Origin of the sequence: Herminiimonas glaciei (assembly GCF_042664955.1) — a bacterium.
GTDB lineage: Bacteria > Pseudomonadota > Gammaproteobacteria > Burkholderiales > Burkholderiaceae_D > Oxalicibacterium > Oxalicibacterium glaciei.
Genome location: NZ_JBHTBU010000002.1, coordinates 1,102,921 through 1,127,525 on the forward strand (window position 1 = coordinate 1,102,921; position 24,605 = coordinate 1,127,525).

The 24,605-nt window shown below is 52.0% G+C and carries 22 protein-coding genes and 1 pseudogene; 8 read left to right on the forward strand and 15 right to left on the reverse strand.

All coding sequences use genetic code 11. The features are described 5' to 3' along the window. The first annotated feature begins 293 nt into the window (after positions 1–293). Entirely contained in the window at positions 294–1,337 is a 1,044-nt protein-coding gene (gene purM / locus ACFQPC_RS16145; protein ID WP_382272860.1) for a phosphoribosylformylglycinamidine cyclo-ligase, read from the forward strand. A 92-nt stretch (positions 1,338–1,429) separates the two neighbouring features. Here purM and ACFQPC_RS16150 read toward each other — a convergent pair whose 3' ends face one another. From ACFQPC_RS16150 to ACFQPC_RS16190, 9 genes are all read right to left on the reverse strand, one after another. Then, positions 1,430–2,320 carry a proteasome-type protease gene (locus ACFQPC_RS16150; RefSeq protein WP_382272861.1) on the reverse strand — a complete coding sequence of 297 codons (891 nt, stop codon included), beginning with the start codon at positions 2,318–2,320 and terminating at the stop codon, positions 1,430–1,432. Positions 2,321–2,376: 56 nt separating this feature from the next. Continuing rightward, positions 2,377–3,183, reverse strand: a complete 807-nt coding sequence (locus tag ACFQPC_RS16155) for a transglutaminase family protein (protein WP_382272862.1) — start codon at positions 3,181–3,183, stop codon at positions 2,377–2,379. Then, complete coding sequence (locus ACFQPC_RS16160; protein WP_382272863.1) at positions 3,184–4,140, reverse strand: alpha-E domain-containing protein; 957 nt, start codon at positions 4,138–4,140, stop codon at positions 3,184–3,186. Position 4,141: 1 nt separating this feature from the next. Continuing rightward, positions 4,142–5,557, reverse strand: a complete 1,416-nt coding sequence (locus ACFQPC_RS16165) for a circularly permuted type 2 ATP-grasp protein (RefSeq protein ID WP_012080716.1) — start codon at positions 5,555–5,557, stop codon at positions 4,142–4,144. A gap of 77 nt (positions 5,558–5,634) precedes the next feature. After that, entirely contained in the window at positions 5,635–7,674 is a 2,040-nt protein-coding gene (locus ACFQPC_RS16170; RefSeq protein ID WP_382272864.1) for a sodium:solute symporter family protein, read from the reverse strand. Then, complete coding sequence (locus tag ACFQPC_RS16175; protein WP_382272865.1) at positions 7,661–7,939, reverse strand: DUF4212 domain-containing protein; 279 nt, start codon at positions 7,937–7,939, stop codon at positions 7,661–7,663. Before ACFQPC_RS16175 ends, ACFQPC_RS16170 begins: the two co-directional genes overlap by 14 nt. Before the next feature lies 1 nt (position 7,940). Continuing rightward, positions 7,941–9,473 (reverse strand): sensor histidine kinase, encoded by a 1,533-nt coding sequence (locus ACFQPC_RS16180; RefSeq protein WP_382272866.1) that lies wholly within the window; start codon positions 9,471–9,473, stop codon positions 7,941–7,943. A 7-nt stretch (positions 9,474–9,480) separates the two neighbouring features. Further along, entirely contained in the window at positions 9,481–10,182 is a 702-nt protein-coding gene (locus ACFQPC_RS16185) for a response regulator (protein WP_382272867.1), read from the reverse strand. A gap of 94 nt (positions 10,183–10,276) precedes the next feature. Continuing rightward, entirely contained in the window at positions 10,277–10,957 is a 681-nt protein-coding gene (locus tag ACFQPC_RS16190; protein ID WP_382272868.1) for a ribonuclease HI family protein, read from the reverse strand. Positions 10,958–11,226: 269 nt separating this feature from the next. On the opposite strand from ACFQPC_RS16190, the gene recA reads away from it, so the two are divergent. Next, positions 11,227–12,330, forward strand: a complete 1,104-nt coding sequence (gene recA / locus ACFQPC_RS16195; RefSeq protein ID WP_382272869.1) for a recombinase RecA — start codon at positions 11,227–11,229, stop codon at positions 12,328–12,330. Between the two features lie 65 nt (positions 12,331–12,395). Beyond that, positions 12,396–12,851: a recombination regulator RecX gene (gene recX, locus ACFQPC_RS16200; RefSeq protein ID WP_382272870.1), complete on the forward strand. Its 456-nt coding sequence runs from the start codon at positions 12,396–12,398 to the stop codon at positions 12,849–12,851. 42 nt (positions 12,852–12,893) lie between these two features. On the opposite strand, the gene ACFQPC_RS16205 is transcribed toward recX, so the two are convergent. Continuing rightward, positions 12,894–13,826 carry a histone deacetylase family protein gene (locus ACFQPC_RS16205; protein WP_382272871.1) on the reverse strand — a complete coding sequence of 311 codons (933 nt, stop codon included), beginning with the start codon at positions 13,824–13,826 and terminating at the stop codon, positions 12,894–12,896. Between the two features lie 35 nt (positions 13,827–13,861). Then, a complete protein-coding gene (locus ACFQPC_RS16210) occupies positions 13,862–14,083 on the reverse strand; it encodes a hypothetical protein (protein WP_382272872.1) in 222 nt (73 codons plus the stop codon). A 119-nt stretch (positions 14,084–14,202) separates the two neighbouring features. On the opposite strand from ACFQPC_RS16210, the gene ACFQPC_RS16215 reads away from it, so the two are divergent. The 4 genes from ACFQPC_RS16215 to ACFQPC_RS16230 all read left to right on the forward strand — a co-directional run bounded on the left by ACFQPC_RS16215 (position 14,203) and on the right by ACFQPC_RS16230 (position 18,272). Beyond that, a complete protein-coding gene (locus tag ACFQPC_RS16215; RefSeq protein WP_382272873.1) occupies positions 14,203–15,024 on the forward strand; it encodes a Stp1/IreP family PP2C-type Ser/Thr phosphatase in 822 nt (273 codons plus the stop codon). Between the two features lie 105 nt (positions 15,025–15,129). Then, positions 15,130–15,798 (forward strand): FHA domain-containing protein, encoded by a 669-nt coding sequence (locus ACFQPC_RS16220; protein WP_382272874.1) that lies wholly within the window; start codon positions 15,130–15,132, stop codon positions 15,796–15,798. Positions 15,799–16,009: 211 nt separating this feature from the next. Further along, positions 16,010–16,489, forward strand: a complete 480-nt coding sequence (locus ACFQPC_RS16225; RefSeq protein WP_382272875.1) for a pilin — start codon at positions 16,010–16,012, stop codon at positions 16,487–16,489. A gap of 133 nt (positions 16,490–16,622) precedes the next feature. Beyond that, positions 16,623–18,272, forward strand: a complete 1,650-nt coding sequence (locus ACFQPC_RS16230) for a tetratricopeptide repeat protein (protein ID WP_382272876.1) — start codon at positions 16,623–16,625, stop codon at positions 18,270–18,272. Between the two features lie 10 nt (positions 18,273–18,282). Here ACFQPC_RS16230 and ACFQPC_RS16235 read toward each other — a convergent pair. After that, a pseudogene (locus tag ACFQPC_RS16235) lies at positions 18,283–18,441 on the reverse strand (cyclic pyranopterin monophosphate synthase MoaC); the annotation flags it as partial. A 786-nt stretch (positions 18,442–19,227) separates the two neighbouring features. Between ACFQPC_RS16235 and ACFQPC_RS16240 the strand changes: the two are divergent. After that, entirely contained in the window at positions 19,228–22,623 is a 3,396-nt protein-coding gene (locus tag ACFQPC_RS16240) for a DEAD/DEAH box helicase family protein (protein WP_382272877.1), read from the forward strand. A 226-nt stretch (positions 22,624–22,849) separates the two neighbouring features. On the opposite strand, the gene ACFQPC_RS16245 is transcribed toward ACFQPC_RS16240, so the two are convergent. From ACFQPC_RS16245 to ACFQPC_RS16255, 3 genes are read right to left on the reverse strand one after another with little or no spacing between them, the layout of a single operon-like run. Then, positions 22,850–23,170, reverse strand: coding sequence for a hypothetical protein (locus ACFQPC_RS16245; protein WP_382272878.1), 321 nt, complete (start codon positions 23,168–23,170; stop codon positions 22,850–22,852). A gap of 41 nt (positions 23,171–23,211) precedes the next feature. Further along, positions 23,212–23,931 carry a hypothetical protein gene (locus tag ACFQPC_RS16250; RefSeq protein WP_382272879.1) on the reverse strand — a complete coding sequence of 240 codons (720 nt, stop codon included), beginning with the start codon at positions 23,929–23,931 and terminating at the stop codon, positions 23,212–23,214. 58 nt (positions 23,932–23,989) lie between these two features. After that, positions 23,990–24,595 (reverse strand): hypothetical protein, encoded by a 606-nt coding sequence (locus ACFQPC_RS16255; protein ID WP_382272880.1) that lies wholly within the window; start codon positions 24,593–24,595, stop codon positions 23,990–23,992. Positions 24,596–24,605: the final 10 nt, after the last annotated feature.

Here is a 24,605-nt window from a genome sequence, read left to right on the forward strand (position 1 = left end):
CGGTAAAACGCCATTCCGTGCAGCATACCGGAGCATATCCGGGTTTATTTTGTTTGTTAGGCAAAGAAAGTGGCATCAAATGAGGGAGGAGGGGGATCGATTTGCTAAAATACGGCTTAATCCGAATTATAGAGCCTGAATCATCCTGTTTTGGAAGCGCGCTTATTGATTTTGCCCGCGATGACTCCCGCTCATTGTGATCCTGATCCGATCCGTCCTCCAGAACTAACGATACACAGGCTAGCCATCTGGCCATAACCGTCTATTTTACTGCCTCTGCTGACTATTACATCATGAGTTCCAATTCCAATATTTCCCTTTCCTACCGCGACGCTGGTGTAGACATCGATGCCGGGGATGCCCTGGTCGAAGCGATCAAGCCATTTGCCAAACGCACCATGCGTGAAGGTGTGATGGGTGGCCTGGGCGGTTTCGGCGCCATGTTCGAAATCAGCAAGAAGTACAAGGAGCCAGTATTGGTTTCCGGTACCGACGGCGTTGGCACCAAGCTGAAACTGGCATTTGAATTGAATCGCCATGACACGGTCGGCATCGACCTGGTCGCGATGAGCGTCAATGACATCCTGGTACAAGGTGCAGAACCTTTGTTTTTCCTGGATTACTTTGCCTGCGGCAAGCTGGATGTCGCCATCGCAACCGATGTTATCAAGGGTGTGGCCAAGGGTTGCGAACAGGCCGGTTGCGCGTTGATCGGTGGTGAAACCGCTGAAATGCCTAGTATGTATCCGGCTGGTGAATACGATCTGGCCGGCTTCGCTGTCGGCGCGGTAGAGAAATCGAAAATTATCGACGGTACCAAAATTGCCCCGGGCGACGTCGTCCTCGGCCTGGCTTCGTCGGGTGCGCATTCCAACGGTTACTCGCTGGTACGCAAAATCATCTCGGTTGCCAATCCTGATTTGAACGCTGATTTCCATGGCCGCAAACTGGCCGATGTATTGATGGAACCTACCCGTATTTACGTCAAACCTTTGCTGGCTTTGATGGCCGCGATGGAAGTCAAAGGCATGGTGCACATCACCGGTGGCGGCCTGGTAGAAAACATTCCACGCGTATTGCAGTCGCACCTCACTGCTGTGCTGGATAGCGGTGCATGGGATATGCCACCACTGTTCAAATGGTTGCAGGAACATGGCGGTGTGGCTGACGCCGAAATGCATCGCGTCTTTAACTGCGGTATCGGTATGACCGTGATCGTGTCGAAAGAAAATGCTGATGCAGCCATCGCACAATTGAAAGCTGCCGGTGAAACCGTGATGCGTATCGGTGAAATCCGCGAGCGTGCTGAAGGCCAGGCACAGACCATCGTACTGTAATCGTCAGCGGCGATAACGCCGGACAGAAAAAAGGCTGTGACACGAATGTGTGGCAGCCTTTTTTTATTTGCCTGGCGGCGCTTGAATACCGATTAGTGCTGTTGATTATTGCTATTGCTTTCGTCCTGCGCCAGCGTTTGCAAAGGACCGGGTGCGCTGACGGTCTTGTCGATGCCGAATTGCGCCGGTGGCAGGATACGCAGCGGCTGGTTCTTGTGTCCCTGGCTGGACAAGACATTGCTGGTGGTTTCCGGTGCTGCATTCCAGACCGGATCGCTGATGCTTTCAAACACGGTCTTCAATTGCTTGGCCCAGGTGTTACGTATCATCTGGAAGTATTGATTGTGTTCATCGATCGTGACGAAGCGGGTCACCGTCAATTTATCGGTTTCATAAATCAGCAAATCCAGCGGCAGGCCGACCGAGATATTTGAACGCAAGGTTGAATCCATCGAGATCAATGCGCATTTTGCCGCTTCATCCAGCGGTGTATCCGGAGTCACTACGCGATCGATGATGGGTTTGCCATATTTTGATTCGCCAATCTGGAAGTAAGTGTTTTCATCCTGCGATTCGATGAAATTGCCAGCCGAGTACATCTGGAACAGGCGGCAGCGCTCGCCCTTGATCTGGCCGCCGAATACCATGCTGACATTGAAATCGATGCCGAACTGTTCCAGCGTGCCGGCATCACGCTCGTGCACCATGCGGATTGCCTCACCGACAACTTGTGCCGCTTCATACATCGAAGAGACATTCCAGATGCTTTTGCCATCAGACGTTGTGTGTTCTGCAATGATTTGCCGAACTGATTGCGAAATCGACAAGTTCCCTGCGGTCATCAAGACCATCAGGCGTTCGCCGGGCGCTTCGAACACATTCATTTTGCGGAAAGTGCCGACGTGATCGACGCCGGCATTGGTGCGCGAATCAGAGAGAAAGACCAGCCCGGCATCCAGGCGCATCGCAACACAGTAAGTCATGATGAAAAGAGAAAAAGCAAAACGCGAATTTTACAGGAAGCCTTGATTCTGTTCATTTATTGCCCGAATAAGGGAACCACCTTGACGCTGACATCCAGCGATTCTTCGCCGCCACCGCGACGGACCCCGCTGACCGGTGCCGCCGAATCGTAATCCCGCGCGACCGCGAGGCGGCAATGCGCATCGCTGGCGAAGCAGGCATGCGTGACATCTATGCTGACCCAGCCGGTGAAATCCAGTTCTTCAACCCAGACATCGACCCAGGCATGGCTTTCGGCATGGCCGGTACTGCCGGAGTCGATATAGCCGGAGACGTAGCGCACCGGGATATTGCGTGTGTGGCAGCAGGCGATGAATAAATGCGCATGATCCTGGCACACCCCCTGGCCCAATAGCAGTGCATCGTTGGCGGTGCTGGTGACGGCGGTCGCACCGCTTTGGTACGCGACTGCACCACAAATTGCCGTCGCCAGTTTGAGCAATTCCTCGCTGCTGGTGCCGCGCAGGTTTTGCTCGGCGAAGGCGCAGATGAGATCGGTTGCCGCAGTCAGGCGTGTCGCCACCGTGAAGACCAGTGGTGATAAGGTGCCACTGTCCTGCAGGCGTCCCCGGTCCAGCGACATCACTTCGACTTCCCCTGCGACCACGATGCGTACCGCATCATGGCTGCCGGTGATGGTCAGCATATGGCACTGGTTGCCATAGGCATCGGTGAAAGCATGCATCTGGCCGGAAGTTTCGATCGCCCAGGACAGCGTGTGCTGATGTGTTTCCACGCGTGGCGTCAGGCGCAATTGCTGGATCGTATACGTGAGTGGCGAGGTATAGCGATACAAAGTTTCATGGCGGATGGCGAGTCTCATTTATGCCGCCAATGGAACGAGGAATTCACGGCTGATGCGATTGCCCAGTTCGTAAATATGTTCAAGGAATTCGGTCAGGTAATCGTGCAAGCCTTCCTTCAATACATCATTGATCGATGCGAATTTCAATTCCGCATGCAGCTTGCCGGCGAAGCGCAGGGTATCGTTGTGCGTGTCGCCGGTCACCATGCTGAGGTTGTCGACGACGCCGGTAAGCGAGGCCAGCAGGGAACGCGGCATATCCGCCTTGAGCATCAGCAAGTCGGCGACGCGTGCCGGCGTGATCGCATCGCGATACACCTTGCGGTAGATTTCAAAGGCAGAGACCGAACGCAGGATGGCAGCCCAGTAGTAGAAGTCGAGCTGGTTTTCGTGGCCGGGCTTTTCGCCAGCTTGTGCGGCGGCGCCATGGAATTTGACATCGAGTATGCGCGCCGTGTTGTCGGCACGTTCGAGGAAGGTACCCAGCCTGATGAAGAACAGCGCTTCATCCTGCAGCATGGTGCCCAGCGTGACACCGCGTGACAGGTGGGAGCGATGCTTGACCCATTCGAAAAATTGACTGGGATCGTTTTCAAAATCGCTTTCATCGATCTGGTTCTGCATTTCCAGCCAGGTGGTATTGTGCGTTTCCCAGACTTCGGTGGTCAGCGTGCCACGCACTGCACGTGCGTTTTCGCGTGCGGCGCGCAGGCAGGATGTGATCGATGACGAATGCGAAGTATCGAGTGCCATGAAGTGCAAGACATCGCGTGGTGTCAGCTTGTCGTATTTCTGATCAAAGGCTTCCTGTAACTCGGAGATGCCGAGCGTGGCGCGCCAGCCTTGTTCGGCACTGCGGGCGGATTGCGGCAACAGCGCAGTCTGGACATTGACGTCCAGCATGCGGGCGGTATTCTCGGCGCGCTCGGTATAGCGCGCCATCCAGAACAAATGATCTGCGGTGCGGCTGAGCATATTAATTCTCCAGTATCCAGGTGTCTTTGGTGCCGCCGCCTTGTGAAGAGTTGACGACCAGTGAGCCTTCTTTCAGCGCGACGCGCGTGAGGCCGCCGGGAACCATCGAAATGGTTTTGCCGGACAGCACGAAAGGCCGCAAATCGATGTGGCGTGGTGCGACACCGGAGTCAACAAAGGTCGGGCAGGCAGAGAGCGCCAGCGTTGGTTGTGCGATATAGCCATCCGGACGCGCGATGATGCGCTGGCGGAAATTTTCGATCTCGGCCTTGGTCGAGGCGGGCCCGACCAGCATGCCGTAACCGCCAGCACCATGCACTTCCTTGACCACCAGTTCCGCCAGATTCGCCAATACATAAGACAGCTCATCCTTCTTGCGGCACTGGTAAGTCGGCACATTATTCAGGATGGGTTCTTCCGACAGGTAGAAACGCACCATGTCCGGCACAAACGGGTAAATCGATTTATCGTCGGCGACGCCGGTACCGATGGCATTCGCCAGGGTGACGCGGCCCGAGCGGTAGACTGACAGCAAGCCCGGTACGCCCAGCGTCGAATCCGCACGGAAGGCGAGCGGATCCATATAGTCATCGTCGATGCGGCGATAAATCACGTCGACGCGTTTCGGCCCGCGTGTGGTACGCATATACACGGCATTGTCATTGACGAACAGATCCTGGCCTTCGACCAGCTCGACGCCCATTTGCTGTGCGAGGAAAGCATGCTCGAAGTAAGCCGAGTTATACATGCCCGGCGTCATGACGACCACGGTCGGATCGGTGACACCAATAGGTGCGACCGAGCGCAGGTTGTCCAGCAACATGTCGGGGTAATGTGCGACCGGTGCCACCTGGTGGCGGGCGAATAGTTCGGGGAAGAGGCGCATCATCATTTTGCGGTCTTCCAGCATATAGGACACGCCGGACGGTACGCGCAGATTGTCTTCCAGTACGTAAAACTCGCCTTGGCCGGCGCGTACGATATCGACCCCGGCGATGTGTGCGTAGATATCGGAAGCGACCGAGATGCCCTGCATTTCCGGACGGTACTGTGCATTGCGGAAAATCTGTTCAGGCGGGATGATGCCGGCCTTGACGATATTCTGGTCGTGGTAGATGTCGTGGATGAACATATTCAGCGTTCGGACCCGCTGCACCAGGCCGGCTTCCATATGCGCCCATTCGCGGGCGGTGATCATGCGCGGAATAATGTCGAAAGGAATGACACGCTCGGTGCCGGCTTCATTGCCATAGACGGCGAAGGTAATGCCGACGCGGCGGAAGATGAGGTCGGCTTCCGCTCGTTTGCGGGCTACGGTCTTGGGCGACTGGGTCGCCAGCCAGGCTTCGAATTCACGGTAATGGTCGCGTACATTGCTAGCGCCATCTATATACATCTCGTCGAAAAATTTTCGCATGGCGTCGCTCACTCTTAGTTTTCATGGAGATGAAATCCAGCTATATCAAGAAGCATGCCAGATGGAGCGAGTGCTGCTCAGGGCGAGCGCAGATGTTTCAGTAAGTCCTCTGTACGTTGATCGGGTGCGCGCGTCAGCAGACTCACCATAATAATGGCACAAAATCCAGCCGGAACACCAAATACACCGGCTGAAATAGGCGCAATGTTGAACCATTGTCCAGCTGCCGAGCCGCCAAAGGCGGGCAGGGTGTGGATCATGTAGTAGGCGCATACGCCAAAGCCGACCAGCATGCCGGCAATCGCGCCTTGCTGGTTGGCACGTTTCCAGAACACGCCCAGTGCCAGTGCCGGGAACAAGGCCGAAGCGGCCAGCGAAAACGCCGCGCCGACCAGTGACAGGATATCGCCCGGCTTCAGCGACGCGACATAAGCCGCTACCAGCGCCACCATCAGGAGCAGCAGTTTGGAAACGGTGACACGTTTTTGGGTCGATGCTTCCGGGTCAACGGTTTTGTAATAAATATCGTGCGAGAGCGCATTCGAGATCGTCAGCAACAAACCATCCGCAGTCGACAGGGCGGCAGCCAGGCCGCCGGCCGCAATCAGGCCGGAGATTACATATGGCAAGCCGGCGATTTCCGGCGTTGCCAGCACCACGATATCGACGTCCATCACGATCTCGGCCAATTGCACGATGCCGTCGCGATTCACATCATTGATGCTGACCAGCGGATGCAACTTGTCTATATTCGCCCAGTAAGAAACCCACTCCGGTAATTGGGAAAAATGACTGCCGACCAGTGAGCTATAGATATCGTATTTGACCAGTACCGCCAGCGCCGGGATGGTGATGTAAAGCGCCATGATGAAGAATAGCGTCCAGGCCACCGAGTGGCGCGCCTCCTTGACCGATGGCGTGGTGTAGTAACGCACCAGTACGTGCGGCAGGGCGGCGGTGCCCAACATCAGGCAAAAGACCAGCGCGAGGAAGTTGTTGCGTTTGATATTCGACGCTTCTTCGCTATCGCCGGGGAAGGGTTCGGTATGCCGCGTCGGTGGCTTGGCGAGTTCCAGATTCAGTGCACGCTCTTCCTTCCACACCCGTTCCGCCTCTTCCGCATCGCGTGGATAAGCGGCCAGTTCACGCCCGGTTTGCTTGATGTCCTGCAGTGCCGCGTTGCCGAGCTTGAGCGCTTCCAGGTTGTGCTGGATCTCGGCGCGACCGTTTTCCCACGATTCAGGCAGGGAAGCCAGGCGATCATCGAGGTCGTAGGCACGCTGGCGGAAAATCGCACGCACTTCTTTTTCCTTCGGATCGTCGATCAAGACTTTTTCGCGTTCGGTCAGTTGCGCGATGGCCGAACCATAAGCGATAGGCGGTACCGGCATATTCGTATGCTTCATCGACAGCCATACCACCGGGATCATGTAGGCGATGATCAGGATGATGTATTGCGCCACCTGGGTCCATGTCACCGCACGCATGCCGCCGAGGAAGGAGCACACCAGGATGCTGGCGAGGCCAAGGAAGATGCCGACCGAAAAATCAACACCTGTAAAGCGTGAAGTGATGAGTCCGACGCCATAGATTTGCGCCACGACATAAGTAAAGGAAACAATGATGGTGGCGATGACCGCGATGACGCGTACCACATTGGTGCTGTACTGGCCGGTATAACGTGCGGCCAGGTAGTCGGGGATGGTGTACTGGCCAAACTTGCGCAGGAAGGGCGCGATCAATAGTGCGACCAGGACGAAGCCGCCGGTCCAACCCATGATATAGGCGAGGCCATCAAAGCCCCACAGGTAGAGGCCGCCGGCGAGGCTGATGAAACTGGCCGCGGAAATCCAGTCCGCCGCCGTTGCCATGCCATTGAAAAATGCCGGCACGCGTCGCCCGGCTACATAGTATTCAAGTACATCTGAGGTGCGACTGATGACGCCGATGGTGGCGTACACGACGATGGTGGAAAACATGAAGACATAGCCTATCCACACGCGTGGAAAGCCTTCGTGCTCCAGGATGGCAACGCCGAACAGGAAGAGCACAAAGCCTACTGTGTACAGCAGGTAGTAACGGCACAGGCGCTGGAAAAAGGTTTTAGCTTTCGTCATTATTGTTATATGCGTCGTCGAGGCGCTGCATGCGCCAGCCGTAGAAAGCGATGATGCCGACAAAAATCAGGATACTGCCTTGCGCCGCCATGAAGAAGGAAATCGGCCAGCCGAGCAAGGTATAGACCGATAGTTGACGGGCGAAAAAGATGGCGGAAAAGGTTACGCTGAACCACAGCAGCAAGAGCCAGAACGTCATACTGCGCGTCCGTCGCCAGTAAAGCCGGGCGCGGTAGGAGGCTGGCGCTTGCTGTTCTTCCGTCATATCAAATACTGCCGTCAAAGAAAGGTGCAGGTTGTTCCAGCGGCAGCGTGATACGCATCAGGCAGCCCGGCGCTTTAGGATTGGTGCAGTTCGGATTGTTAAGGATATCGATTTCTGCACCATGTTGCTGCGCGATTTCACGCACGATGGCCAGGCCCAGGCCGCTGCCTTCGACATTGCTGCCGAGGATGCGATAGAAGCGCTCAAAGATACGCTTGTGTTCATGCGGTGCGATGCCGGGGCCGGTATCTTCCACTTCCAGGTAGGCGAGCCGCGCTTCTTCGTCGGCGCGTACCCGTACCGTCGCGTGTCCGCCTGCCGGGGTGTAATTGAGGGCGTTATCGATCAGGTTGTTCAGCAGCTCGCGTAGCATGATGGCGTCGCCGTTGACCATGATGTGGTACTCCGGTTGTTCGAAACCGAGGTCGATTTTTTTATTGAATGAAGTCTGCACCCATTCCTGTACGGTGTCGCGTGCCAGCTCGGATAGTTCCAGCGGCTGCAGGGGACGTGTAGTAGGGGTTTGGTTTTCCGCGCGCGCCAGCGCCAGCAACTGGTTGATCATGCGTGTGGCCGACTTGGAACTCTTCGCGAGTTGTTCCAGTGATTTATGAATTTCGACCTGGTCGGTCTGGCGCAATGCCAGTTCCGATTGCATGCGCATGCCAGCCAATGGCGTCTTCATTTGATGCGCGGCATCGGCGATGAAGCGCTTTTGCACCTTGATACTTTGCGACAGGCGTTCCAGCATTTCATTGAGCGAGCCTACCAGTGGCAGGATTTCTTCCGGTACGTAACCGGAATCGATAGGGCTTAAATCATCCGGCCGTCGTTCGCGTATGCGCTGCTGTAATTCGACCAGTGGCCGCAAGCCGCGCGTGAGCGCAAACCAGACCAGTACCAGCGCAATCGGCAGGATGATGAACTCCGGAACGATGACGCCCTTGATAATCTGGTTGACCAGTTGCGAGCGCTTGTCCAGTGTTTCCGCAACCTGCACCAGTGCCAGTCGCGGCTCTATGCTGAGTTGCGGCGCGGTCTGGGTCTTGTGCAGGTCGACATAGATGTAGGCGATGCGCACTTCGGTATTGCGGATGAAGTCGTAGCGGAATTGGGTTGACCACGGCGGGGGTGTTTCCACATCCTTGGGTAGCGGTATTTCCATATCGCCTTCAACGACATCACCGATGGAATTGCGTACCTGGTAGTAAACATTGTCGATATCGTCGGCATGCAGGATGTCGGTGGCGGCACCGGTCAGGCGCGTCACGACTTTGCCGTTTACTTCCTTGACCTGTTGCGCGACGACAGTGACCTTGTCTTCCAGTGCGCGATCGAAAGGTTCGTTCGCGATGGATTTGGCAACCAGGTAAGTGATGGCAATACTGAGTGGCCACAGCAAGAGTAGCGGCACCAGCATCCAGTCGAGGATTTCACCGAATAGCGAGCGCTGGGTGCGCTCCTCGGGCTGGGTCGCATTGGATTTCGATGTGCCGGCTTCGGCGTGCGCATCGAGTCTGTGGGCGTCATGCATGGCTGGATCAGCCTGGTGGTGCAATCGTATTAGGTGCTGTCTCGGTAAATTTTTCGAGGCAATAACCGAGGCCGCGCACGGTGGCGATGCGCAAACCGCCAATTTCTATTTTCTTGCGCAGGCGATGGACATAGACTTCAATCGCATTATTGCTGACTTCTTCGCTCCATTCGCACAAATGGTCGACCAATTGTTCCTTCGATACCAGGCGGCCGCTACGTTGCAACAAGACTTCGAGCAAGCCGAGTTCACGTGCCGACAGGTCCAGCATCTGGTCATTGATGTAAGCGATACGACCGACCTGGTCATACGATAGCGGTCCGTGCTTGATGACGGTCGGCCCGCCGCCGGCACCGCGTCGTGTCAGTGCACGGACCCGGGCTTCCAGTTCCGACAATGCAAATGGTTTTGCCATGAAATCATCGGCACCCAGGTCCAGCCCCTTGACGCGCTGTTCCACTGAATCACCGGCGGTCAGGATCAGCACCGGCAAGCGTGAATTGCGGGCACGCAGGCGTTGCAAGACTTCGAGTCCCGACATCTTCGGCAAGCCGAGGTCGAGTATCAGTAAATCGAAATCTTGCGTGGACAGGACGGAATCGGCCTCCGCACCATTCTTTACGCAATCGGTGGCATAGCCGGACTGACGCAAAGAACGCGTCAAACCGTCGGCAAGAACACTATCGTCTTCGGCAAGCAGGATTCGCATGGGATGGCAGGAGGGGGAAGTTGGCTCGTAGTCTATTGGGTTTCTTCCGCAGCAGCAAGACAAGTGTCATGCTGCGCGACTTGTTATTTACATATTAGGCCAGTTGCGGGTTTGCCGCTGCTGCAGCGCTACGGATGGCCTGTTGCGACAGGGCGTCGGCCTGGCCATTACGCTGGCGTGGTATCCAGCTCAGGCTCACTTGCGGCAGGCGGGCAAGCAGGCCTTGGGCTTTTAAGCGCTGCGCGCTGAGGATGGCAGCGCCACCACCCTGGCTGAGTACATCGTTGATGACGACCTGGCTATCGCCGTAAATGAGGAGCTTGTCGGCACCGGCCTTGATGGCTGTTTCCAGTACGCTGATGAGGGCGATGTATTCTGCTTCGCTGCTATCGCCTATGCCGGCGTTGAAACTGATCTCGGTCTCCGCGCCTTGCGGGCTCCTGAGCAAGCCGCCTATACCCATCTTGCCCGGATTCGGATGACAGGACCCGTCGAACCAGGCCAGCCATGCGCCGGCATCGGGCTGTCGGGCCGCCTGTTTCTGCGCGCGTGCGGTGAGTTTGGCTTGTTTGCGCGTCGCGATTTTTGCTGCGATATGTGCATTTTCCTTGAGTCGCCGGGTGACCAGCTCCTTTAAAGAGCCGTCTCCGGCTGCTTGGCTCAAGACTTCGGTCAGTGCAGCTTCCGTGCTGATGCCCAGGCGTTTCGCAAGGCGCAAGCTGGCGGACTTTTCTTTTTTATAAGCGATTTCGGATAGTTCGGCGGTCGTGCACATAAAGACGGGGCGAAAGTGGATAGCTGGATATTACGTGGAAATCACCGTGCCGCTGGAGGGAAATAGCGGCTCTTGCTAGTATGTGGCCTGCTTTTTTTAAAGACTTGTTTGTGGAATGGATACATGTCAAAAAGCAATCTTTTTGACTGTTTTAAAAAATATCGCAAGAGCAGCTTGCATAAAGCACTGTTTTTTTATACAGTACGGTTTCTGGCTCCAAACACTGTATAAACCCTGTTTCGTTACAACCAACCGCCGAAAGAATCTTTATGGACGACAAAAAAAACGCTCCGAGCTCGGACAAGAGTAAAGCACTCGCCGCTGCACTAGCGCAAATCGAAAAGCAGTTCGGTAAAGGTTCGGTGATGCGCATGGAAGACGGCGCAGTCGTCGAAGAAGTGCAGGTTGTTTCCACCGGTTCGCTGGGCCTGGATATCGCACTCGGCGTCGGCGGCTTGCCACGTGGCCGTGTCGTTGAAATCTACGGCCCGGAATCGTCGGGTAAAACCACGCTGACGCTGCAAACCATCGCGGAAATGCAAAAACTGGGCGGCACTTGCGCGTTTATCGATGCAGAACATGCACTGGACGTGACGTACGCGCAGAAGCTGGGTATCAATCTGTCGGATTTGTTGATTTCGCAACCGGATACCGGCGAACAGGCACTGGAAATCTGCGATGCGCTGGTGCGTTCGGGCGGCGTTGACCTGATCGTTATCGATTCGGTCGCGGCCTTGACACCACGTGCTGAAATCGAAGGCGATATGGGTGACTCGTTGCCAGGTTTGCAGGCGCGCCTGATGTCGCAAGCCTTGCGTAAATTGACCGGCAGCATCAACCGCACCAATACCCTGGTTATTTTCATCAACCAGATCCGTATGAAGATCGGCGTGATGTTCGGTAACCCGGAAACCACCACCGGCGGTAATGCACTGAAGTTTTACGCTTCGGTACGCCTGGATATCCGTCGTACCGGTTCGATCAAATCGGGCGATGAAGTGATCGGTAATGAAACCAAGGTCAAAGTCGTCAAAAACAAAATCGCGCCGCCATTCAAGGAAGCGCACTTCGACATCCTGTATGGCGAAGGCACATCGCGTGAAGGTGAAATCCTCGATTTGGGTTCCGATGCCAAAATCGTTGAAAAATCGGGCGCCTGGTATAGCTACAATGGCGAACGTATCGGCCAGGGTAAAGACAATGCACGTAACTATTTGAAAGAGCGTCCGGACCTGGCACGTGAAATCGAAAACAAGGTACGTGTTTCCTTGGGTGTTCCTGAACTCGGCGCGATCAAATCGGATGAACCGGTTGCGAAGAAAGCTACGGCCAAGGAAAGCAAGGAAGCCAAAGAATTGAAAGAAGTCGAATAAGGTCCGGCCTGACTGTACTTGATTCGAACACGGATATTAACGAGCGCCCGCGCTGAAGGACTCATATGGCAAAACTGCAAGTGAGTCTGAAAGCGCGGGCGCTTCGTTATTTATCGGCGCGTGAACACAGCCGGCAGGAATTGGGACGCAAGCTGGCGCGCCATGCGCAAGAGGGTGATGACGTCGAAGCTTTGCTGGATACGTTGGAAGCGGCGAAGTTTCTTTCGCAAAGCCGCTTTTCCGAATCATTGGTACACAGGCGTGCCGCCCGTTTCGGCAATAGCCGGATTTTGTCTGAATTAAAAAGCCATGGCATAGATCCGGATTCACTTAGCGATATCAAGGCGAATCTGGAGTCGGATGAATTTGCGCGCGCGCGCGCAGTCTGGGAACGCAAGTTCGGTACGGTGGCGAGCAATCAGGAAGACCGCGCCAAACAGATGCGCTTTTTGATGCAACGGGGATTTTCACATCGAGCGATACAGGCGGCGATGCGTGCTGCAGGTAAGGATGAAGATTAAGACCGCTGCCTGCAAACAAACGTATCTGCAGGCAGCAGGCAATCAGTGATCCATCAAGGCTTTGACGTGTACTGCAGTGCTTGAAGCCAAGCCGTCCAGGCTATAACCGCCTTCCAGGATAGAAACAATGCGACCTTCGCAGGTTTCATCCGCAATTTTCATCAATTCACGTGTGATCCAGTCGAAATCATCGTCTTGCAGGTTCAGTCCTGCCAGCGGATCGAGGTGATGCGCATCGAAGCCGGCCGAGATAATGATCAGTTCCGGATTGAAAGCGCGTATTGCCGGCAGCATTTTTGCGGCAGTCTGTTCACGGAACAAGGCTGAATCGCAACCGCGTGGCAGCGGGACGTTGACGATATTGTGCGAAACGCCGGTTTCCTTTTCCAGGCCTGTACCGGGGTAGAAATGCGACTGGTGGCTGGATGCATAGAACAGTTCCGGGCGGTCGTAAAATGCCGCTTGGGTACCGTTGCCATGATGCACATCGAAGTCGATGACTGCCACGCGCTCCAGCTTGTGCACTTCATATGCATAGGCGGCCGCAATCGCCGCCTGGTTGAAAATGCAAAAGCCCATCGCACGGCTAGGCTCGGCGTGATGGCCGCAGGGACGGGTGGCGCAGAATACATTGTGTGCTTCATTGTCCAGCACCAGGTCGACACCGGCACAAGCGGCACCGACGCAACGCATGACCGCTTCCAGCGAGCCGGGTGACATGACGGTATCGCCACCATCCAATGGCATATAGCCGCGGTATGGTGACGCATCCTCGACATCGGTAACGAAATCTTCGGTATGGATCAGCAATACCTGTTCACGTGTACCCATAGGCGCTTCACGCCATTCGACGGCATCGAATTCCGGTACGCGCAGGGCGCGCAACACTGCCTTCAGGCGCTCGGGTGACTCCGGGTGGCTGGCTCCCGGTTTATGTTCGAGGCAAGCGTCGTGGGTATAGATAACTGTGGTCATATTTATTGATGCCTGGCATAGAGGCATCTTCTCCATTATAAAAACCTGATAGGCGCGAAGTCGCGGCGCTGTAGTGCATGCATCACATTATAAGTGGCGCCACCAGGCTTGGCGACCTTGTCGCCTGCATTGAGGGCGGCTGCTTCGGCGATGTAGCTGCTTTGTTTCAAATGAGGTGTTTTTGCCGCACGGGTGACCCTCGGACGCGTGTAAACACCCGTTTCCAAGGCGAAAGCGGATATGATCTGTTCCTGCAAAGGAAGGTTTCCCTCCTTAAACCGGGAGATAATCCAGCCGACGATAGCGCCATCCCGTCTGCAAAGAAGAAAACTGCTTTTCCAACGCCCTGTAATCCAGACATTAAGCCGCCAACCTTATGACGTATTCCGTCGAGCTTCAATTCGCCGCCAAAACCGATACGGGTTTGGTGCGTGCGCATAATGAAGATGCGATAGAAGTCTGCGCTGAGTACAAGGCAGTGGTGCTGGCCGATGGCATGGGTGGTTACAATGCCGGCGAGATTGCCAGTGGCATTGCGACGACGGTATTCCGCGCCGCCCTCGAACAGCAGTTACAGCAAATACAGGACAAAGGACGCGCGGCCAGCAGCAAATCATTGCAGCGCCTGATGGTGGACGCGGTCAGTGCCGCCAATGAACAAATCCTCGAAGTTGCACGCATCCAGCCGCAATACAGTGGCATGGGGACGACGCTGGTCGCAGCCTTATTCCATCATGACCGTATCATCGTCGCGCATGTCGGCGATTCGCGCGCCTATCGTTTCCGGGCCGGTCGGCTTGAGCAAATTACGCGCGATCATTCGCAACTGCAGGAACAGATAGATGCCGGCCTGGTGAGTCCGGAATGGGCGCGTTTTGCCCCGAACAAAAACCTGATCACGCGCGCTCTCGGCGTTGGTGCACACATTGATGTGGACGTGAATGATTACCAGACCGAAGGTGGCGATATCTACCTGCTGTGCTCGGATGGCTTGTCAGATATGTTGGCTGGCGAGCAAATGAGCGCGATGCTGGCCGATAACGATACGGATCTTGAATTATTATGTAGCTCGCTGGTGCAGGCGGCGAATGACAATGGCGGGCGCGATAATATTTCCGTCATCCTGGTGAAAGTCGAAGCCAGTATGCCCGTGCCCCTAAGCTGGTGGCAGCGCATGACAGCCGGTTTTAAATCCTGACTTGGCATAAATCTTGATACGACTGGCTTAAACGCAGCCGTCTTTCAATGGATGTGATGCATTTACAGGATATGTAAAGAAGGTAGAAAGGATGTTGGAATAGTAATGCCCACGATTATTTTGGCGAAAGACGGTATCACCCTGCAGGAATTCTCCTTGCTGAAAGAGCGTACCAGCATAGGGCGGCGCGCCTTCAACGACATCGTCATAGATGCGGCGGGGATTAGTGCCGAACATGCGGTCATCATTGCGCATCCGGTCGGCTGCTATTTTGAAGACCTGGGCAGTACCAATGGGAGCCAGCTCAACGGTCAGCCAGTAAGCAAGCATTTGTTACAGGATAGCGATGTGATCGCATTGGCGACGCACACCATCCGGTACTGTGCGACTGTCGATATGCCGGATTCCGTTGCAGTCGTTTCCGTTAACGAGTCCTTGCCGGAAGATCTGGGTAATATCCAGCAAATTACCGAACCCAGGTATCAAGATCCATTTGAAACAACCATGACGACAAATGCAGTAATCAAAATCCTCAACGGCGCCGGCGCGGGCAAGGAAGTCACGCTGAACAAGGCCCTGACGACCATAGGCCGGCCAGGCCGGCATGTCGCCGTGTTTGCCAGCAGCCCGCAGGGTTACAGCCTGACCCATGTCGAAGGTGACGACTATCCGGTCGTCAATGGCGCATCGATAGGCACCTTGACCCGGCCCTTGAACAACGGCGATCAAATCCACCTGGCGGGTACCGATATCGTGTTCCTCAACGACGCGTAAAAAGCTGTGTTGAGGTCTCGCTGCACTGCCGCAAGACAAATTTTTTAGCCGGATGTGACAAAAATTGGCGCAGGCAGAACCAAAATTGTTACTTTTCGTTAAATAATCGTAACAATTTCACAATGTTTGGCTGAATTTGGGGTGGCACAGCGATTGCTGTATGGGTGACAGGGTGGAAAAGCTACCTGTATTCCCAAACCAGGAGAAAAAGATGAAATCGATGAAAATGATGAAGAAAGCACAAAGCGGTTTTACGCTGATCGAATTGATGATCGTTGTAGCGATTATCGGTATTTTGGCAGCAGTGGCAATTCCACAGTATCAAGATTATGTGACACGTGCGAAGTTGGCGAAAATTATCCCAACGGTTGAGTCGCTTAAGCTGGCAGTTGCTGAGTACAAGCAGGTCAATGGTGATGCTAATATGGGGCTTGATCCTTGGGCAACTTTAGGCTTGACCGCTGCTCCGGGAGAAACGACTGAAGTATCTGCTATTTCTGTTTCTACCACGGGTGAGATTACTGCGACCATGAAGGGTATCGGTGATGCATACAATACTAAAAGTGTCATTTTTGTACCTGCCGCAACCGAGACCCTCGTTACCTGGACCACAAAGTGCAGTGCCACATTGGGTGATGCAAAAGCTGCTGCAATCATGAATAAAGTTTTTGGTCCAACAACAGGTTGCTAATGTAATCATTTGGCAAAAGTTAAAAAGGGCTCCTATGTGAGCCCTTTTTTATTTTCACTCTATAAATAAAAAAATATTCACGTTTGAAAATATGTTATTGAGAATGATAAATAGTGATCGACTTGCAAGTGCTGTGTCCATTCTATTTATTGTTCTATTGAGTTTTCTTTTGTACGGCCAGTTTTTTGATTCCGGGATTATTTTTGACGATCATGGCTTGTTTGCTTCATTAAGAGTCTATGAATTTGCGCAAAATCCATTTGATTTCAAATCGCGGACTTTTCCTTACTTTACCCTTGGATTTATCCAGGTCCTGACTGAAGACCTTGCGGCGAATCGCATTTTTAGCCTGCTACTCCATATCTCGTGTGCAAGCTTGCTGTTTGCGTTGTTACGCAGTTTGCTTACCAGTATTGCTCGCAATTCAACCACGCTTATACGTTCGCAAGCTAGCTTAGTCAGCGCAATCGTCGCAATCAGCTTTGCAATCCATCCTATTGCTGTATACGGCGTTGGGTATCTGGCACAACGAAGCGGCCTTTTCGCGACATTTTTCTGCCTGCTTGCTGTTTGGTTTTACCGCCGTTCCTTTGCGGAAAATCGCACCGTAGATGTCATTACGGCCGCCTTGTTTTACTCACTGGCGGTGCTCTCCAAAGAGCATGCAATCATGCTGCCTGCCGCGATCTTGCCCCTGGCAGTCTTATATGACGGAGGCTGGCAGGCAAAATTCAAGCGTATGGCTTTGTTTTTGCTGCTTTGTTCTCCAGCCGCGCTGACAGTACTGTTCTCCACCATACATATTGTGGCAAGTAGTTATGAGCCGGATATTGCAACTATCCTGCCCAAAATGCAGGAAATGGCAGTGGTGGAACAAGTTCAGAGTCAGTGGTGGACCAGCATTGTCCTGCAAGCGGGTTTCTTTTTCGATTACCTGGCATTCTGGATCGTGCCGGATGTACGGTTTCTGTCTGCCGATATGCGTTTTGATTTTGCGCATATCTGGTCGTCCTGGTGGGTATACCCCAAGGCTTTCCTTTTTTTTGCATCGCCTGTCATCGCACTTTATTTTTTGCGCAAGAAGGGTTGGCTCGCACTTTTTTGCTGCGGCTTTTTATATTCGTGGTTCTTGTTTATGACGGAACTGGCTGCGGTGCGTTTTCAGGAACCATTCGTTTTATATCGTAGTTATCTCTGGGCGCCGGGTTACATGATGATGTTGGCCGCGGTGTGTGCACGCATACCGCGACGCTGGTTGATATTGGGAGCGATTCCCGTATTTGTGGTTTTCTTCATGCTGGCCATGGATCGTTTGACCAGTCTTTCTAGTGAAGCGAATGTATGGAAGGATGCGGCTGCCAAGCTGGCATCGCCGACTTTGGTGGGCAGCGATCGCATTTTCTATAATCGTGGCCTGGCGTATATGCGTGAAAAGAAATATGAGGACGCGATCGCCGATTTTTCGCGCACACTGCAATTGAACCCCAAGGTTGGGCAGGCTTACTATAGCCGCGCCCGTGCTTATTATGCGCTGGATAAATATACGGCAGCATTGTCCGATCTTGACCAGGTCTTGTTGCTTGGTCCGGCGAATGCTTCTGCCTACTATACGCGTGGTTTGATTCTGGAGCGTCTTAGCTGCATGGCGGCGGCCAGGAAGGCTTTCGTTGCCAGTTTTGCCGCAGGTAACCGGTTTGCGAAACTGAAACTAAATGATCTTGATGAAAACAAGGATGTAGTGGAGAAGAAGGACAAGTCCAAACCTGGCACCTGCCCTGATTAAACGGGACGATTTAGATAGCGCTCAAATTACCGTCTATAGTCGACCAGCTCCCGGACTTTCCACCATGCTTTTCTTCCACGCGGATGTCTGACATCACCATCCCCCGGTCTACCGCCTTGCACATATCGTAAATCGTCAACAAACCGATTTGCACGGCGGTCAGGGCTTCGTCTTGAAACCGTTGCTACGCTTATGTTTCAAGCGGATTTGACATTGGGAATTACAAATCAAAATTTCGCTAAATTCATGAATTTTGTTCAACGCACTTGGACAGAATTTGGACAGGATTTTGGCCCGATCCTGTAGCTAGCATACGATAACCTCACCCTTTGTTCAACAGGAAGACTGCTGTACTGCGGCAAGATGTTCGGATACTTCATACTGGCCCGCACGTTTGTCGGCGTAAATGAATTCGAGACGTAGTCGGATAGTGAACGAGCGAACCATCTTTTTTTATGCGGCGTTCAGTTGATGGGAGCTGAGTCTGAGGTCCGATCTGATCGAGCTTGCTTAAGCGTTGTGTCGGAACGACAGGTAGTTTTTTCTTTTTTTAACGTCAATTTTACGGATTGCCAATGAATATTGATGGTCTAGCTTTTCGCATCAAAAATCAGTCGGCATGTCACAATTTTTCAGATTGTAATACCACTTCAATTTTGCTTTAATTGAGATTGTACTGAATTTACGTTGCTGGCTTCCAGCGTCGTCAAGTGTTGCGATACCCCGAAGGTAATAGGGTGCGACACCGCTCTCGGTAACGAGATCGAAGGAATATGTTCAGGTTTTCTGGGCGAACTTGGCAAGAGGGCAACCTCGAACCGCACCTCTTCTTAGCGGGAAGCAACTTCCTGCGATTCGGTGTGCTAAGTCTATTTTTGAACCATTTATTGGCTCAAAGGGACTTTTGCATTCGCCGTTTTGGTAAATCAAGTTCCCTGCGGCCTGGAAGCTTGATATGAATTTAGTAACACCAATAAGCCTTGCGTCATCACAGCGGGCACAGGCAGTAACAGTATTAAATCCGTTTGATCGCAGTCACGTCACCGTAAAGCGTTATAGGCTTGACGAGTCTGGTGCTGTGGTGTGTGACGCATACGGTAACGCATCCTCTTTTTACCATTGCCAGCATCCAATCTCTGATATCCATACCTTGGGAGCATTGATTGCGACGCTTAGCGCCAGCAGAGATGCAATTCTCATTCGAGGTTTGGCGAAGCCTGAATTACACAGGGTAGCGTCAAGAAACACCGAAAATTTTCAAGAAGCCCCCGCTGGTTGTCAGTGGGTGATGATTGATTTCGATAATCTCCCGTTACCGTTAGGAATGAATCCTACAGGGCGAGATGCGATCGAATATTGTGTTACCAAGCTCCCGCCAGAATTCCGCAGCGCCAGTTACTTTTTTCAGCACAGCTCAAGCGCTGGCATCGTAGCAGCCGACGGCATTGCATATAAGAACAAAACGGGCCTGAATGCACACGTGTTTTTTTGGTTGGATAGTCCGATACCCGGCAATTTGCTTGCTGCGTACTTGCAAGACTATTGCATTGACACGGGGTTTTACGACAAAGTAAGAAACAAAGGCAGTGTGCCGATGATTCGGTACGGCGTGGACTTATCCGTAATAAAGACAGCTGTGCAGCCTCACTATGTCGGTCTTCCGATTATCGAAGCGGGGGTCACTTGCACACTTAACGCAACAGGCAGGCAGGGGCTGGTGCAGAAATATAGTGACGCTGTTGTTATACCTGCATTCAGGTCAGATATCGAGCGGATTGTCGCCCAGAAGCACCGCTTGCTGCGTGAAGATTGGTGTAGAGAATGTGGACTGATTAAGGTTCGCTCAGTCACCAAATTGGCAAACGGTGGGGTAGCTGTCTCTATGCATTTTACCAATCCTGATGCAACTGCCAGAACGGGGCGAGAATTTTTGCGTGCAGAATTTTATGGCCAAGACGGTAACGCTATTCGGCTTTACTTTGCTGACGAAGGAACGCCAGGAAGTTGGTGCGTAGTCAAAACAAAACCTCAGCTTGCATTCCGCTTTGGTGACGGCGCAACATTACACTTGAAGGAGCTTTCGCTTGGTGCGTATGAACACGTGCGAGATACATTATCTTGGTTTACAGAAGTGCCGTGTCACACATTGCAGCTTGGTGAACAAGGGTATCTACCCCCATTGGTTTCTTTCGCCCGTGCCAAAGCATCGTTGATTCTGGCTCCCACAGGCAGCGGTAAAACATACGCATTCGGGCAGTACGCTCTTGTCAATCGGAACAAGATCATTATCTATGCTGCGCCGACGATTGCACTGGGCAGTCAGACGATGGGTGATCTTCGAGGTGACGGGGTCAGTGCCAGCCACTACCAAGATTACCGAGGAGAACAGCTAGTCAATGGTGTCTACGTCACTACATATAAATCATTGCCACGATTTGTGAAGGCTGCTGAACGAGACATGGTTCAGTATGAGTTGGTGCTGGACGAAATTCATGCTGGGCTTGATGAGTCGATGCGAAATGGAAAATTTCTAGAGCAATTTGAAAACGCAATCGGACGTGCTGCAAAAATATTGTTTCTTACAGCGACGATTACCCCATTACAGCAAAAGAAATTGACCGAAGTAGTGGGGGCAAAAGTTGGCGGGCTAGACGCAGATAATTTTACTGTTTACGAATTTTTGCCGGTGAAGGAAAACCCGTTAATCATTTGCGATCTATCTGATTTTGCTGGCGACGTAGTTGCTCTTTTCAGGAAATGTGGCGAATTGAAAGCGCAAGAGGGTGGTATTCCCCGCACTGTGATCATGGTTCCGGAAACGAAAATGCGTCGTTTTGAGATTTTGTTGTCCCAGCATGGCCTGGAAGACGACGCCTATGTCGTAAGCCGACCAGAATCTACGCAAGCTGAAATTGAGCTGGCTCGTGTTGGTACGTTACCTATTTTGATCTCAAGCCCTTTGTTCGCACTCGGGATGAACTTTGCGTTTGAGCCAGAATATTTGTGGGCGTATTTTGATCACATCGAAGCTGACACCACGCAAATTATTCAAACCTTGAATCGAGCAAATCGGGGTGAGACTGTATGCGAAGTTCGTTTGTATATTCGTGGGTACGATGTTGCACCCATCATGATTTCGCCGCAACTTGAAGGGAAGCTGAAGTCGCAAATTGAATTAAATTACCGTGAAGAAGCTAGTCTTGATGGCCTTTTGGACATGCACTTCACTGTGGATCGTATGACCTACTGCGGGTTGCGTGACCTTGAAAAAAATACAGCTAAGTCGCTAGGGCAGCTCATTTCAGATGATGCATTCCAGAATTATCGTATTGCCGATCATTGGGACGAACATCTGAGCGCTACCAAGGATGATGCGGAAGCCTATAAAGATGCGAAGGCTGTTGCTAAGGCGTCATACAAAGGTGATGTTGTATCACAGGCTCGCAGATACGATAACGAAGTCGCTCCATTGATTTTCCACCGCCTCGATCAATTGTATGAAGATCGTAAAACGGCAGGGAAATCTGTTGGTGATCGCACAGAACGAGAAATAGAAACGGAGGAAAAGGGTCTGCTGATGGTGTTGTGTGAGACTGGTGAGCCTGCAGGAATTGACCGAGTGCGCCCAATCAGGTTAAAGCGTTTATTTGCGGAAGCCATGCCGTTTATATCTGAGCAGTTCGATCCAGCACGTTTCCCTTGCTGGAATACTGTGGCTGCTGAAAAGACGCTGAAAATTATTCCTCTGTTGGCTGAGTTAAAAAATTTGAAGGCCAATAAAATTGATGGATACGAATTCGCCAAACGTATGAGAAACAATAAGGGGTTACGAGCTGCAATAATCGCTCTTGCAGACAATGACTTTAATTTTACGCAATGGAATAAAAAGTTAGTTGAACTGGACGAGATTGGGCAGCAGATTAGAACCAAAGCTGGTCAGGCGAAACGGTTTGAATTAGCTTGTAAAGAATTTGCAATCGCTGCGGAATTTCTTGCAACGATTGGTGTGCGATTTCAAAAAACAAAGGGCGGCGATGGACGGTCGAGAATAGATCCCAGTAAACCTGTGATGCCGGAATGGAATTTTGATTTGATGGCACGCAATCTTGAAATTAAAGCGAGAGCGCTCAAGCGTTTGCCGGATGGATGCACGATACTACCTTACGGTGGCGAGGAGTTTTGGGTGGGCGGTGCGATGGTTCGAGTTGAACAGTGTCGTCGCTGTGTCTACTACCAGCATAGTTCATGTACTTTGGGGAATCGTTCTCAATGGCAGAGCGATGAGCCTGAAGTGCTGTTAACAAATTCCTGCAGGAGTTTTGTAGCGATTCCAGCGAGACTGGTTGGCTGATCGGAAAAAATATCAGTATCCTGTGGGTTCGGAATCCGCCAGATCTTCAACATTTGTTGCGGGATTGGCGGGTTCCTGTTTCTCTATATATAGATAGGGAAAGAAAGCAACATAGGCAGCTTCGCCGCAATTCAGCGCTCGCAACGCCACTACATTGAAAGTGGTCGCTACTAATTTCAAAAAACTGGCCGTTGATAAAAAAATCTCGAAACTTTGGTTATTTTTTTTACCAAAGTCGTAGTACTAACTGCCCAGCAATTACTAAAATAGCAGCGTTGGTGGCGTCATAAGTATTTGAAGAGCTGGCACCTGATTTCGGTTTTACCTTGTTGCCATCAACGACCCATGTATTTGAAGAGCTTGCGCTGGATTTTGGTTTCAACTCTTTACTATCCCATACCCATGTATTGGATGAAGATGCCCCTGACTTTGGTTTGATATCTTTGCCGTCCAGCACCCAAGTATTCGACGACGATGCTCCGGACTTTGGTTTTAGTTCTGTCCCTGTGCATACCCAATTGTTCGGAAGTTCGATTCTGTTCGCCATTTATATCCCTTTAATATTTCGACTTAAGATCGAAGCCTAACTTAGATACTATCAGGCAGTTTCTTTTCGTGCGCTTGCCACCAGTCACTAATAATTTGCGACATCTCTGGTTTAAAAGCGGCAATGTAATCGTTCGCTAATCCCTGCGATCCTGTGGCGTGTGGGCACGAGACAATCATTGCTCCTTCATATTTTTGAAATCCAAATTTAAAACGTCGCCGCTTCGTTCCTTCGAAAACGACATCTTTTTGTAACCACTTTGTCTCTTCGATTTTCTCGCCGAAAATAGGATTGATTTTTTCTTTGAGTTCGTTGGAAGTAAACGCTGGGAGTAATCCGCTTCCAAAAAAGAAAATCAACTTTGGTCGAAGCAGGGTGCAGACTTCGATGAAATCACTGTGATCCTCAATGCAAGTTTTTCGACAGTCAGCATTTCTGAAATCCCTGGATACCGTGTTGAGCCAGTTCGTCTGAATCAGAGATTTTTCAAACATACCAGCGAATTGCTTATCTGAATGCAATTTGTGACCCCATAGTTCGAAGCTAGTCGCAATACGATTTCTAAACGGGTAATCATTAACTTCGATGTCAGAAAAAAATGACTTGTGTTCGTCGGAACGATCAATTCCAGCATTATCTTTGCGTTCGTCTTCGATGGTATACCCATGATTGATACCGCAGATCAGCAGTCCGCCTTGTTTGTTTTCGGGACCAATCAATGTGTGTATGTATGGAGGTTCTGTTTTTTTGCAGGCGGTCACTCGGCGTATCCTTTGTTTTAACTGCAGGCTGGAATTGGTTTAGTTATTAAAAATTCTGCTACGAATTGACTTGCAAAAAAGCTTCGTCAGGTGAAAAACCTTCAATTAAGAGCGCCATAATAAAATCCCTTTTTTTATTGATGGATGTTGGTAATTTCGATCGATTCTCTTTGTAATAGGCGTACAACAGTTCCGCAGCTTCGCTTTCTTTGCGTTGCTTTCTTGGAGTGGCGCTCACAGTCACCTTCGAGACAAACAAGTCGAATTCAACAGAAACATCATCCCAAGCGAAGGCAAATACTTCCTCCCGCGTCTTCACAGGATCAAAATGGTCGGTGTAAAAGCTCCCACACTCGCCTTCGGCTTTATTGATGATTAGTGCCGTTACATCCGGAAGGTTTCTTTCCTTTGTAAAAATACGAACTACGTCGAGCTTACGTCCGGCAGAAGTAGGAATCGCATTTTTTACGACATCGTTATCAGGATGAAGCTCCTTTACCTTTTGCACCAACTCCCCGTAGGTCAAGCAGTGCTTATGTCTCGCAAGCTCAATGAGAATCGGGTAATAGGCTCCAGCAAGTTGGATATCGTTTAGGGTAATATTTTGGTAAAGACCCTCAGATTTGGTCGAATCAATCGGCGACTTCGCTTCTAATTTCGTCATGTTTATCATT